Origin of the sequence: Paenibacillus sp. MAHUQ-63 (genome assembly GCF_028765165.1) — a bacterium.
Taxonomy (GTDB): domain Bacteria; phylum Bacillota; class Bacilli; order Paenibacillales; family NBRC-103111; genus Paenibacillus_E.
Genome location: NZ_JARADB010000001.1, coordinates 673,889 through 687,087, shown reverse-complemented (window position 1 = coordinate 687,087; position 13,199 = coordinate 673,889). Strand labels below are relative to the sequence as shown.

Annotated in this window: 12 protein-coding genes and 1 pseudogene; 11 read left to right on the top strand and 2 right to left on the bottom strand. The window is 52.6% G+C overall.

Features of this window, described 5'->3' with window-relative positions; translation table 11 throughout:
• Positions 1–6: 6 nt before the first annotated feature.
• The 8 genes and pseudogenes from PUT07_RS02915 to PUT07_RS02880 all read left to right on the top strand — a co-directional run.
• A pseudogene (locus PUT07_RS02915) lies at positions 7–204 on the top strand (YunC family protein); the annotation flags it as partial.
• Positions 205–440: 236 nt separating this feature from the next.
• Positions 441–1,235 carry a basic amino acid ABC transporter substrate-binding protein gene (locus tag PUT07_RS02910; RefSeq protein WP_379239629.1) on the top strand — a complete coding sequence of 265 codons (795 nt, stop codon included), beginning with the start codon at positions 441–443 and terminating at the stop codon, positions 1,233–1,235.
• Positions 1,236–1,320: 85 nt separating this feature from the next.
• A complete protein-coding gene (locus tag PUT07_RS02905) occupies positions 1,321–1,968 on the top strand; it encodes an amino acid ABC transporter permease (RefSeq protein WP_274466265.1) in 648 nt (215 codons plus the stop codon).
• A 13-nt stretch (positions 1,969–1,981) separates the two neighbouring features.
• Complete coding sequence (locus PUT07_RS02900; protein ID WP_274467442.1) at positions 1,982–2,704, top strand: amino acid ABC transporter ATP-binding protein; 723 nt, start codon at positions 1,982–1,984, stop codon at positions 2,702–2,704.
• 1,999 nt (positions 2,705–4,703) lie between these two features.
• The gene (locus PUT07_RS02895; RefSeq protein ID WP_274466264.1) at positions 4,704–6,053 is read left to right on the top strand and encodes a homocysteine synthase; all 1,350 of its coding nucleotides are present in this window, start codon (positions 4,704–4,706) and stop codon (positions 6,051–6,053) included.
• Positions 6,054–6,238: 185 nt separating this feature from the next.
• Positions 6,239–7,099, top strand: coding sequence for a M15 family metallopeptidase (locus tag PUT07_RS02890; protein WP_274466262.1), 861 nt, complete (start codon positions 6,239–6,241; stop codon positions 7,097–7,099).
• 118 nt (positions 7,100–7,217) lie between these two features.
• On the top strand, positions 7,218–8,237 hold the full coding sequence (locus tag PUT07_RS02885; RefSeq protein ID WP_274466261.1) for a Gfo/Idh/MocA family protein: 1,020 nt from the start codon (positions 7,218–7,220) through the stop codon (positions 8,235–8,237).
• A 30-nt stretch (positions 8,238–8,267) separates the two neighbouring features.
• Positions 8,268–9,209 carry an AraC family transcriptional regulator gene (locus tag PUT07_RS02880; RefSeq protein ID WP_274466260.1) on the top strand — a complete coding sequence of 314 codons (942 nt, stop codon included), beginning with the start codon at positions 8,268–8,270 and terminating at the stop codon, positions 9,207–9,209.
• Positions 9,210–9,259: 50 nt separating this feature from the next.
• On the opposite strand, the gene mtnA is transcribed toward PUT07_RS02880, so the two are convergent.
• Together mtnA and mtnK are read right to left on the bottom strand one after the other, a co-directional pair.
• Positions 9,260–10,339, bottom strand: coding sequence for an S-methyl-5-thioribose-1-phosphate isomerase (gene mtnA, locus PUT07_RS02875; RefSeq protein ID WP_274466259.1), 1,080 nt, complete (start codon positions 10,337–10,339; stop codon positions 9,260–9,262).
• Positions 10,336–11,562 (bottom strand): S-methyl-5-thioribose kinase, encoded by a 1,227-nt coding sequence (gene mtnK / locus PUT07_RS02870; protein WP_274466258.1) that lies wholly within the window; start codon positions 11,560–11,562, stop codon positions 10,336–10,338. The genes mtnA and mtnK overlap by 4 nt, the downstream gene beginning before the upstream one ends.
• Positions 11,563–11,763: 201 nt before the next feature.
• On the opposite strand from mtnK, the gene PUT07_RS02865 reads away from it, so the two are divergent.
• The 3 genes from PUT07_RS02865 (at position 11,764) to PUT07_RS02855 (ending at position 13,165) form a co-directional block, all read left to right on the top strand.
• Positions 11,764–12,213 carry a Dps family protein gene (locus PUT07_RS02865; RefSeq protein ID WP_379239527.1) on the top strand — a complete coding sequence of 150 codons (450 nt, stop codon included), beginning with the start codon at positions 11,764–11,766 and terminating at the stop codon, positions 12,211–12,213.
• An 88-nt stretch (positions 12,214–12,301) separates the two neighbouring features.
• Positions 12,302–12,472: a hypothetical protein gene (locus PUT07_RS02860; protein ID WP_274466257.1), complete on the top strand. Its 171-nt coding sequence runs from the start codon at positions 12,302–12,304 to the stop codon at positions 12,470–12,472.
• 120 nt (positions 12,473–12,592) lie between these two features.
• On the top strand, positions 12,593–13,165 hold the full coding sequence (locus PUT07_RS02855) for a DUF1802 family protein (RefSeq protein WP_274466256.1): 573 nt from the start codon (positions 12,593–12,595) through the stop codon (positions 13,163–13,165).
• Positions 13,166–13,199 lie beyond the last annotated feature (34 nt).

Sequence of the window (13,199 nt, the reverse complement as noted above, 5' to 3'; positions counted from 1 at the left end):
GAAAATATCATGTGCGGTGCGCTCGATGTGGGACTTTTGAACGAGCGGCTGAGAGAACGCAACATCATCGCGGCCAGGGCAACGGGCGTACGCACCATTGAGGAGCTGCTGGAAGCACCGCTGGAATCGGTGACTTACACGGCGGAGGACCTTGGCATTGTAGCCGGCATGACCGGCAGGGAAGCCATTTTAAGAATGATGTAGCTGTCGATACTTACGGAAATTTAAGCGCTCGGGATCGTGGAGATCCGGGGCGTTTTTCTATTTCCTTATAGGCAAAGCGTACAAAGGGACTGCCGCTCTATTGTGCGCCAATCCGAAAATGAACAAAAATCGCTGTTACCTGCAATTTCCTTCGATATTTTCTATAGAGAGGCGTTGTCATTTTATTGACCAAGTGTTAAAATATGATTCGTTCAATACATAGAACGGGGGGAATTATTTTGAAAAAATTATCTTTTTTTGTAGTAGCGGCAGCGCTGGTTATCGGTTTAACAGGCTGCGGAGCTAAAGACAGCGCCGGCGGCACGAAATACAAGTTCGCAACGGATGCTGCATACGCACCAATGGAATATATGGACAAAGACAAGATGACCGGATTTGACATCGATTTTCTTGCTGAAGTCATGAAGGAAGCAGGACTTTCCTACGAAATCACGAATACAGGTTGGGACACGATGCTGACGAGCGTTCAGCAAGGCAAAGAGTTCCACGCAGGTATTTCTTCCGTTTCGATTACAGATGAGCGCAAGCAAACTTATGACTACTCTATTCCTTATTTCGAGTCCACGAACATGATTCTGGTCAAAGAAGGCAGCCCGATCAAAAGCGCAACGGACCTGAAGGACAAGAAAGTCGCTGTGCAAATTTCCACGACAGCCGACACGCTGATGAGCAAAATCATGGGCGAAACGAACAAAAACCTGAAGCGTCTGGACAACAACACGCTGGCGCTCATGGAGCTTGAGAACAGCGGCGTTGACGCGGTTGTAGCCGATATTGCTATTGTTCGTGAATACGTGAAAAATAATCCGAACAAAAAGTTCGTAACGATCAGTGACGCGACGAACTTCGAATCCGAGTACTACGGCATTCTGCTTCCGAAAGGCAGCGAGCTGAAAGCGAAGCTCGATCCGGCGATCAAGAAAGTGATCGAGAACGGCGCTTACGCCAAAGTGTACAAAAAATGGTTCGGTCAAGAGCCCGACACCAAAAAATTGCTTGAGCAAAAATAATAAAACAGGCAGCATGCGTGACTTCATCCTTGCGCATGCTGTTGTTCTGTTATCCGCATAATACCATGGAGAAAGGAAGTGTGGAATGGATTTTCGTTTTGACATTATTGTTGAGTATATACCGCTCTTATTGAAAGGTACCGCATGGACCATCGGCATCTCCATTCTCTCCATCTGCTTCGGTTCGGTGCTCGGACTTGCGGTTGGATTAGGCAAAATGTCGCACCGCGGCTATCTGAGATGGCCCACTAGCATATACGTTAACTTCTTCCGCGGCACGCCGCTGCTCGTGCAAATTTTGCTCGTGCACTTCGGGGTCGTTCCGCTGTTTCTTGGCACCACCAACGCCATCGTCGCTTCGATTGTGGCTTTATCTCTGAACTCGGCGGGTTATATGGCCGAAATCTTCAGAGCCGGTATCCAGTCCATCGATAAAGGACAGACGGAGGCCGCTCACTCTTTGGGGATGACACACTACCAAACGATGAAGAATGTTATTTTACCGCAGGCGATCAAGCGGATGATTCCTCCTTTCGGGAACGAGTTTATCGTCTTGATTAAAGATTCGTCCTTATTTGCAATTATTGCAGCTCCGGAACTGATGTATTGGTCTAATGCGATGCGCAGCCAATATTTCAAAGTGTGGGAGCCTTACTTGACGGCAGCTCTTATTTATTTCATTCTCACTTATTCTCTAAGCAAGCTGCTTAGCTATGTGGAAAGGAAAGTGTAGAGATATGACAGCGATGATTGAAGTTAGACATCTGCAAAAAGCGTTCGGCGACAACGTCGTGCTGCGGGATATTTCCGCGGATATTCAGACTCGGGAAGTGCTTGTTGTTATCGGACCCTCCGGTTCGGGGAAATCGACGTTTCTTCGCTGCCTGAACTTGCTGGAGCAGCCGAACAGCGGCTCGATCAAGATTGAAGGCAAAGATATTATGGACCCCGCCAACAAAATCAACGAGATGCGCATGGAATTGGGCATGGTGTTCCAACGTTTTCATTTGTTCCCGCATATGAAAGTCATTGATAACATTACATTGGCGCCGATGCAAGTAAGGAAGTGGCCGGAGGACAAAGCGCGCAAGAAAGCGCTGGAGCTCTTGAACAAAGTAGGATTGGCCGACAAGGCTGAAGCTTATCCGGATTCGCTTTCCGGCGGTCAAGCCCAGCGTGTGGCGATTGCCCGCGCGCTCGCGATGGAGCCGAAGATTATGCTGTTCGATGAGCCGACATCGGCGCTCGATCCGGAGATGGTCGGCGAGGTGCTGGCGGTCATGAAGCAGCTGGCCAAGGAAGGGATGACGATGGTCGTCGTTACGCATGAGATGGGCTTCGCCCGCGAAGTTGGCGACCGGGTCATGTTCATGGAACAGGGCGTCATCGTAGAAGAAGGCAGACCTGAACAAATTTTCGAGAATCCGCAGCAGGAGCGGACGAAGGCGTTTTTATCTAAAGTGCTTTAAGGTGCTTGAAGTGCTCATAGTGCCTAAGGTGATCTAATGTGTATGTGTGCTGTAAGTGGCTAGGGTATCAAAGTGACTAAGTGTTCCAAGTGCCGAAATGCGGAAATGCTAAAGTGCCAAGATGCCGATGTGCCAAAGTGCCAAGATGCCGAAATGCCGAAATGCCGAAATGCCAAAGTGCCGAAATGCCAAAGTGCCGAAATGCCGAAATGCCAAAGTGCCAAAGTGCCAAAGTACCAAAGTGCCAAAGTGCCAAAGTGCTTCAAGTGCCAAACGGTGATCTATAGCAGGTGTGAGTGCTGTAAGTGGCTATTGTGATGTAAAGTGTATGAGTGCTGTAAGTGGCTAAGGTGATATAAAGTGTATAAAGTGCTGTACGTGGCTAAGGTGATTTAAAGTGTATGAGTGCTGTAAGTGACTAAGGTGATCTAAAGTGTATGAGTGCTATAAGTGGCTGTGGTGATCTGAAGTGAATGGGTGCTATAAGTGGCTGAGGTGATCTGAAGTGTATGAGTGCTGTAAGTGGCTGAGGTGATCTGAAGTGTATGAGTGCTGTAAGTGGCTGAGGTGATCTAAGTGACTAAGTGCTCGAAGTGCTCGAAGTGCTCTATAGTACACTCTCGCGCTGGATGCTGCTTTAGTACGGTGAATAATTATAGCAAATGGAGGAGGAGCCGGCTGGCTCCTTTTTTATATTTGTAGTCCGGCAAGACGGGTTGGTCCTTAACGGTACCAAATCGACCGAATAACGGCCGCTGTGTCCGTTAGCCGTGGCACGAACCGCTGCCGGGCAGGTCCGTCCTGCAAGCCTGTTCCGGTAAGCCGGAAACGGGGCATGCTAACGGACACCAGAGCCGTTAAAGCAGTGAAACCAGCCCCGTTACCGATCTAACGGTCACCCGTGAGCTTATTTGCCGATTTCTCCGTGAAATGGCGGCACAGACGAGCAAATAACATCACTGGTGTCCGTTACAATTCCAAAACGGCCCAAATCGACCGAATAACGGCCGCTGTGTCCGTTAGCCCTGGCACGAACCGCCGCCGGGCAGATCCGTCCTGCACCACGCCCGGCAAGCCGGGAAACGGGGCATGCTAACGGACACCAGAGCCGTTAAAGCAGTGAAACCAGCCCCGTTACCGATCTAACGGTCACCCGTGAGCTTATTTGCCGATTTCTCCGTGAAATGGCGGCACAGACGAGCAAATAACATCACTGGTGTCCGTTACAATTCCAAAACGGCCCAAATCGACCGAATAACGGCCGCTGTGTCCGTTAGCCTTGGCACGAACCGCCGCCGGGCAGATCCGTCCTGCACCACGCCCGGCAAGCCGGGAAACGGGGCATGCTAACGGACACCAGAGTCGTTAAAACAGTGAAACTAGCCCCGTTATCGATCTAACGGACACCGGTGCGCTTATTTGCCGATTTCTCGGCGAAATGGCAGCACAGAAGAGCAAATAACGTCACTGGTGTCCGTTACGATTCCAAAACGGCCTAAATCGACCGAATAACGGCCGCTGTGTCCGTTAGCCCTGGCACGAACCGCTGGAAGGCAGATCCGTCCTGCACCACGCCCGGCAAGCCGGGAAACGGGGCATGCTAACGGACACCAGAGCCGTTAAAACAGTGAAACCAGCCCCGTTACCGATCTAGCGGACACCGGTGCGCTTATTTGCCGATTTCTCGGCGAAATGGCAGCACAGAAGAGCAAATAGCGTCACTGGTGTCCGTTACGATTCCAAAACGGCCCAAATCGACCGAATAACGGCCGCTGTGTCCGTTAGCCTAACGTGACCGCCGTCTGCTCGTTACCCGTCTGTTAGCTGAAGCGATCGCCGACCTTACACCGTTACCCCGTTAGCCGTGACACCGCCTAATAGATTTATAGAAAGAATAGCGAGACTAGTATAGAAAAATATCCCACTGTGATATATTGACTATAGCTAGATATTTCCATTAGAATGTATTACATACTATTCCAGTAGGAATTATCGAGTTTTGGGTTTTCATTTCACTCATCTATTTCATCCCCATTCCGAGGAGGCACGTTCAATGTCAGATTCCAAACGCCAGTACTTACCGGAAACATTAGCAATCCACGCAGGCCAAGAGGTAGACCCTGCAACCAAGTCGAGGGCTGTGCCGATTTATCAAACGACGTCCTACGTTTTCAACGATACGGACCATGCCGCTAATTTGTTCGCGCTCAAAGAGTTCGGCAACATCTATACACGGATCATGAATCCGACGACGGATGTGTTTGAGAAGCGGATTGCTGCTTTGGAAGGCGCTCCTGCGGCACTTGCTGTGGCTTCCGGCCAAGCGGCGATCACGTTCTCCATCCTGAACATCGCCGGCGCCGGGGACGAAATCGTTTCTGCGGCTTCGCTGTATGGCGGAACGTACAACTTGTTTGCCAACACCTTGCCTAAGCTGGGCATCACCGTGAAGTTCGTCGATCCGAGCAACCCGGAAAATTTCCGCAGTGCAATCACTGATAAAACGAAAGCGCTATACGCCGAATCCATCGGCAATCCGAAAGGCGACGTGCTCGATATCGAGGCCGTAGCGGCGATTGCTCACGAGAACGGCATTCCATTGATCGTGGACAATACGTTCCCAAGTCCATACCTGCTGAGACCGATCGAGCATGGTGCCGATATCGTCGTCCATTCAGCGACCAAATTCATCGGCGGCCACGGCACGACCATCGGCGGCGTTATTGTCGACGGCGGCAAATTCGACTGGGCAGCCAGCGGCAAATTCCCAGGCTTAACGCAGCCGGATCCGAGCTATAACGGCGTTGTATATACGCAAGCGGTCGGACCGATCGCCTACATCATCAAGGCACGCGTGCAGCTGCTGCGCGACTTGGGAGCTTCGCTCTCGCCGAACAGCGCCTTCCTGCTGCTGCAAGGACTTGAGACGCTGCATCTCCGGTTGGAGCGGCACAGCTCTAATGCGCTGAAGGTTGCGCAATTCCTGGAATCGCACGAGGCGGTTGAATGGGTGAGCTATGCAGGTTTAGAAAGCCATCCGTCCTATAAGCTGGCACAGAAATATTTGCCGAAGGGGCAGGGCGCTATTCTGAGCTTCGGGATCAAGGGCGGCGTAGATGCAGGCAAAAAGCTGATTCATAACGTGCAATTGTTCTCGCATCTGGCGAATGTCGGTGATTCCAAGTCGCTGATCATTCACCCTGCGTCTACGACCCATTCCCAATTAAATGAGCAGGAACAAATTTCCACGGGGGTAACGCCTGGACTTATTCGTTTATCGGTCGGGACGGAAGCCGTCGAAGACATCATTTACGATCTGGAGCAAGCGATTGCGGCAAGCCAAGCCTAGGGGGCAATTGCCATTAAGCACTTTATAACTTGTATCGATCCAGCATAGCGAATAAAATATGAGAAGGCTGCGATTTAGGCGCATAAGCTGAACGCAGCCTTTTTTACGTTGTTTTGAAACTTTTCATCCGTGCATGAAGTCTATTTCATGAATAGCTTGTTAACTTGAGGAGGCATTTTACGAACATGAGCACAAAGTCTAAACTATCGCTAATCTTCCTGATGGCGATATCGATATTAGCTGCCGGCTGCGGCAGTCAAAAGGAGAACGCGGCAAACAGCCCTGCGGCGACATCAACGCCAGTCCCTACCGCTGCGGCAACCATGCCGCCTGCGACATCCAGCCCGGCCCCGTCCGCAGGAGCATCGGCATCGCCGCAGACCACGGCGAGCAGCAAGCCGTCTCAGAGCCCGGCTGCATCTGCAAAGCCACCGGCCAAGAACGATGGCCTGCAGGTCATTGCGAAGCCGGAGAGCGTAACGGTATTGGTGAATAAGCAGTTCGCTCTGCCTTCGAGCTACGAGCCGACGGATCTCGTCTATCCGGATATTCCGTTTACATTCAAGGAGAAGGTGGAGAAACGCAAAATGCGCAGCGTCGCGGCTGAGGCGATCGAGAAGCTGTTCGAGGGAGCGAAGAAGGACGGTATCAACCTTGCCGGCGTATCGGCCTACCGCTCGTATGCAACACAGAAAGCGTTGTTCCAACGCTACGTGCAGCAGGACGGCGAGGAGAAAGCCAAGACGTACAGCGCCGTCCCTGGAACGAGTGAACATGAAACGGGACTGGCCATTGATGTGTCGGGGAGCGACGGGAAGTGTGCGGCGTCCGACTGCTTTGGCGGAACGAAGGAAGCCGTCTGGCTGGAGAAGCATGCGCCGGAGTACGGATTCATCATCCGATATCCCAAGGGGAAAGAGAAAATTACCGGCTATCAATACGAGCCTTGGCATATTCGATATGTTGGGGTAGATGCAGCCAAGGAGATGGCGGCCAAAAAAGTAACGATGGAAGAGTACTACAACGCCGTACCTGTCGCCAAGTAATTCCGAATGGAACCGAAACGATGTCGCTATTTTGTACCTTTGCCTGTCGCTAATTCGAAATTTATCAGGCTGCTATGGCATGTTACAATGAAGCCAAGTCACTTATTTGGAGGTTAACATGATTAGAGTAGCGATGTTAAGTTTTTGGCACGTGCACGCGAAGGACTATGCAAGAGAAGTTACGGAGCACCAAGATACGGAAATCGTAGCCGTATGGGATGAAATTCCGGAGCGCGGCCAAGCGGAAGCGGCGCAGCGCGGTGTTGCCTTCTATGCGGATCTGAATGAACTGCTGGCCAATAAGGACATTGACGCTGTCGTCGTCGACACGCCGACCAACATGCACCGTGATGTGATGATTGCGGCTGCCAAAGCGGGCAAGCACATTTTCACGGAGAAAGTCATTGCTCCGACTTTACATGAAGTGAATGAGATTCTGGACGCGGTGAATGAAGCGGGCGTCACGCTGACGGTTTCATTGCCGCGCCTGAATCCAACGTATACATTAGCGATTCAAGAAATTATCGAGAAGGAATTGCTGGGGCCGATTACGCTCGTTCGCACCCGTTTATCGCATAATGGCGGTATCTCTACGGAAGCGAACCCGAACGGTTGGCTGCCGCAGCATTTCTATAATGCCGAGCAGTGCGGCGGCGGGGCGCTGATCGACCTCGGCTGCCACCCGATGTATTTGGCACGTCTGTTCCTGGGGCTGCCGGAAGCTGTAAGCGCTTCTTACGGCTATGTCACAGGCCGCGAGGTTGAAGATAACGCCGTGGCTACGCTGCAGTATGCCAACGGTGCGCTGGGCGTCGTAGAGGCCGGCTTCGTCAATGCGGTTTCCCCATTCGTTATTGAAGTTCACGGCACGGATGGAAGCGTACTGTTCTCCGAGCATGACGGTAAAGTGATGCTACGCACGAAGAAGCTGCCGGAAGCGAGCGCGAGCTGGATCGTCTACGAGAACGGACCGGCAGCCAAACCGCCGGCATTCAGCCAATGGGTTTCCCATATTCTTAATGGCACCAAAGCGACAGAGAATATTCAACTTGCGGTGGATTTAACGAAGCTGATGGAAGCGTCCAACCGCTCCGCGCAGTCGAAGCAGCAGGTGCGCATAGACTCTCTGGCTCAGTAGCAGGCTGCAGGACAAGTAAGGAGGAACAGCATGAGCCAGCCCTTTTATTTCGAACCTATGCTAGAAAATCCGATGGCCCTGGACCGCCTGGATCTGCGGTTTCGGTGGGGTTCTTATGGGATCCATGTGCTGCGCTGCCATCTGACCTCTTTTCCGGCCGGTACGATCATTGATTTCCATCATCATTCCGAGTTTGAAATCCATTATATTCCCAGCGGCAAAGGCAAAGTCATCCTGGACGGCGTCACCTATCCTTTACAAGAAGGGATGCTGTATGTCACGGCGCCGGGAGTCTCCCATCGCCAGGAAGCGGATGAACAGGAGAAGATGGATGAGCTGTGCCTGCATGTCGATTTCGTGAAGCTGGACGAAGCAGGGGACGCGGAGAATGGCGCCACGGGGTGGGGAGAAGCGTGGGAGCTGCAGGAAGCGGATGCGTGCATCCGGCAGTTAAGCGAGCTTCCGCATGTGCCTGCCTTCGACCGGCAGGAAGCGATGAAATGCTTTCTGGTCGCGTATGAAGCGTGGCGGGACAACCCGCTCGGCCAGTACACCCTCATCAAGCAGTCGATTATCCAAATGCTGCTGAGAACGATCGGCGCCTACAAAGCGGATCGGCACGGTCCGAACCTGCCCGCTCGCGATATGAAGAGCTACCGGTATCGGCTTGCCGTTCAGTTCATCGAGGACAATTTCCGCCGGCCGCTGACCCTGGAGGGCGTTGCCGAGAGGCTGCAAATTTCCTCCAGACAGCTGCAGCGTATTTTTAAGGAACAGGCGAATATCTCGTTCAGCGAATATCTGGAGCAAGTCAGACTGAAGCACGTATGCACCGAGCTGCTGCAAACCTCGCTGACGCTTGAGAAGATCGCAGAAAAGAATGGGTTTGCGTCCAGCAATTATTTGCATTATGTATTCAAGAAAGCACACGGCGTGACGCCGAACCGGTACCGTGACCGCATGCACGGATAACAAAAAAGGCTGTTCCCGCGCCATATGGCGCCGGGAACAGCCTTTATTCATTACTCGAACAGCTTGCGCAGGTTCTCGGTATAAGGAGCGCGCACGATCCCTTTCTCCGTAATGATCGCCGTCACATACTCGTTCGGGGTCACATCGAACGCAGGGTTGAACACCTTCACGCCTTGCGGCGCGGTGCGCTTGCCGAAGCCTTGCGTAATTTCGTCTTCATGACGCTCTTCGATCGGAATGTCTCCGCCGGTCGGCGTATTCAGATCGATCGTTGAGAGCGGGCAGGCGACGTAGAACGGAATGCCGTGAGCCTTCGCCAAGACGGCAACGCTGTAGGTGCCGATCTTGTTGGCCACATCGCCGTTAGCGGCTACACGGTCGGTACCGACGATGACCGCCTGGATCCAGCCCTTAGACATGACGGCGCCTGCCATGTTATCGCAGATCAGCGTCACGTCGACGCCGGCCTGCTGCAGCTCGAAAGCTGTGAGCCGCGCGCCTTGCAGCACGGGACGAGTCTCGTCCGCGAACACCTTCAGGTTCATGCCCTGCTCCTTCGCCAAGTAGAACGGCGCTAACGCCGTGCCGTACTTGGCTGTGGCCAAGCCGCCGGCGTTGCAGTGCGTCAGCACGCCGAAGCCGTCCTCGAACAGCGTCAGCGCATGTTCGCCGATCAAGCGGTTCGTCTCCTCATCCTCCGCTTGAATCTTCTGCGCTTCTTCGAGCAGCGCCGCCTTGAAGTCAGCCGGGCTGACACCCGCTGCTGCCAAAGCGTCCGCTTGCGCTCTCATCCGGTCAAGCGCCCAGAACAGATTCACCGCCGTCGGACGCGACGTCGCCAAATAATCCGCCTGCTTCCGGACTTCCGCCAGAAGCTCCTCCACGCCGGCATCCACGCCGCGAACGCCGAGGTACACGCCGTACGCAGCGGCGATGCCGATCGCCGGGGCGCCGCGCACTTTCAAATGCCGGATCGCTTCCCACACCTCGATCGGCGTCTCCAGCGGCAAATACACGATCTCTTCCGGCAGCAAGCGTTGATCGAGCAGATCCAGCTGCTGGCCGTTCCATTTCAAGGACTGCAATGCGCCTTGGTTCTCAAGGGTCTGACTTGTTTGTTGTTGGGTCATAGCACAAATCCTCTTTCTACAGTTGATTCTTGGGTGACGATGGCCAGGAGCTCATCGAGGGAGCTCACTTGACGATGGGTGCGGATGAGGGAGGTGCCGATCGCTAACGCCAAACGCTGAGCGCGCTCTCTAGCCACACTGTCTTCAATTTTGTCGATATCCGCTACGTGCGCGAGACCTACGATGCGGCGCACCATTTTGGCCCCGGTGAAGCCGACGGTATCTTGGAGCAGCTGCTGAACGAAGTGATCCTGGTAGCCCGGAGTCCGGAAAACGCGGTCCACGCCGTGTTCGTTCCAGAGCGCGCGGAAATTGGCTTCGAAGTGCGTCCAGACGTCCTTCACCGTCTGCAGCAGGTACGCGCGGTAAGCTTTGCGGCTCTCTTGATCCTGGCTCCAGCCTTCCTGGCCGGCATAGTTCAAGATCAGGTTCGCCAGCACGGCGCCGATATCGAAGCCCATTGGCCCATAGTAGGCGAATTCTGGGTCGATCACTTTCGTGGAATCGGGTTTGATGAAGATGCTGCCCGTATGAAGATCCCCATGAAGCAGAGCTTGCGCATTCGTCAAAAACTTCTGGCGGAGAATCGCCACTTCCAAATGCAGCTCGCTGTCGGCCCACAGCTGCTCGGCGGCGTCGCGGATATGCGGCTCGATGCTGTTCGTATCCGCGTCGCGGTATGGATCGTCGAAGATCAGATCCTCGGTAATTTTGCACAACTCAGGGTTGATGAAGCGCCCTTGCTGAATTTTCTTCTCTTGCTGGTTCTTGCCTAAGTCAGAAGTGAAGAACAGTGTGTGCGCCAAGAAGCGGCCGATGTGTTCAGCGAATAACGGATATTGGTTCCGTTCGATCAATCCTCTGCGCATGATGACATGGTCGCTCAAATCTTCCATCACCGTCAGCGCAAGATCGGCGTCATACGCATAGACATGAGGAACGAGATCGGGGACCAGTCCTTCTTCGATGAGCAGCGCTTCGCTTTCGATACGCGCCCGGTCGAGTGTCAGCGGCCAGGACTCGCCGACGACTTTGGCATAAGGCAGCGCTTGCTTCAAAATAATGCTTTGGCCTGTGCCCTTCTCCGATATGCGGAATACGAGATTCAGGTTGCCGTCGCCGATTTCGTTGCTGGTCAGCTCCGAGCCGGGCTGGAACAAGTTTGGAATGCGGCGGGCATATTCGATCGCTTGAGCTTCACTTAAAGGGTGATATGTAGACATGGCTTAGCCTCCTATAAGTTCATTGGAATTAATTCCAACTAAATTACTGTGTATTAATGATCTGTTCCTAGTATAAGACAAAAAGGTTCCACTTGAAATACTCTCTTCGGAATTGTTGCACAAATTACATAAAAATTGATGAAATAACGTAAATTAGCGTGTACAAGCTGTATGAGATCATAACAACAGGAGGCTTTTAATATGGTGACAATGACAGCTCAATCGGTTCAGGCGATCCTCAATAAGCAAATTGCAAACTGGGGGTTGCTGTATGTCAAGCTGCACAACTTCCACTGGTATGTGAAGGGCAGCCAATTTTTTACACTTCACGTGAAATTTGAAGAGCTGTACAACGAAGCGGCCCTGCACATCGATGAGCTGGCGGAGCGTTTGCTCTCGATCGGCGGACAGCCGGCGGCGACGATGAAAGCGTACATCGAGCAATCCTCTCTGAAGGAAGCTTCAGGCACCGAAACGGCGACCAAAATGGTCGAAGCGGTCATTGAAGATTTCACCATCTTGACGCAAGAGCTCAAGGCCGGCATGCAGGCATGCGAGGAAGCGCAGGACGAAACGACTTCGGACATGCTGCTCGCTATCCAAACCTCGCTGGAGAAGCACCGCTGGATGCTCCAGTCGTTCCTGGGCTAACATTTACAAAATCTTCAAGCCATGCGAACATCCGTCTGATGTCCTTCCGCTATACTGGCTGCATAACCGTGTATGGAGGATTCGGATCATGATGAAAATCCTGAATGTGCTGCTGGTAATCGCCGCTTGCTTGTTCCTGCTCTTCATAGCCTTCGAAGCGGACCCTCCGTCTCAGGAGAGCGAGCCGAATCCGATGAAACAGAATCAAGATCAGTTTACCCGTATACAACAAACGTATTACGCCGATGATGTAAAATAGATGACTTCGGGATGGCCTGAGAGCCATCCTTTTCTTTGTGCCATTCCCGAGGCCGGTTGTTTTGCTCCTGGATTTTCCTTATAATAGATGGATTATGGGGAGACCGAGGAGTTGGTAGGGATGGAAAGACCAAAGGCCTTGAAAGAGTGGGCATCGGCTATTCGAGCATTGGAAGAAGGCACACAAATTTTTATTATGCGCAAAGGGGGTATTGTTGAGGAAACGCGAGATTTTCACGTCGTCTCGGGCGATTTCTATCTTTATCCGACTTACGAGCATCAGAGAAAAGAGCTGCTGAAGGAAGATTACCGCGGCATCATTGATGACACGATGATCGGGTGGAGCCCGCAGGATGAGCAGGTCCGGATCACCTCGTACGCGCGGATGGTGGAGGATATCGAGATCAGCGATCAAGAGCAGTTGAACAAGCTGTATCCTTATCATATCTGGACGGAAAATTTCACGGAAGAAAGATTGAAGTGGAAGCGCAAAAATCCGCTGCATATTATGATTCTGAGAGTATATAAGCTGGCCCAGCCCTTACATATTCCGATTGAACAGGCCTATATCGGCTGCAAATCTTGGATCGGCCTTGGTGCGGAAACACCGCCCGAATCGTCCTTAATTCCCGTGTTGAGCGATGAGGAATTCACGGTGAAGGTGGAGGAAATGAAACGCATTTTGTCGGAATAAATCTGTTGCATTTTCACAAAATGCCCACCTTTTT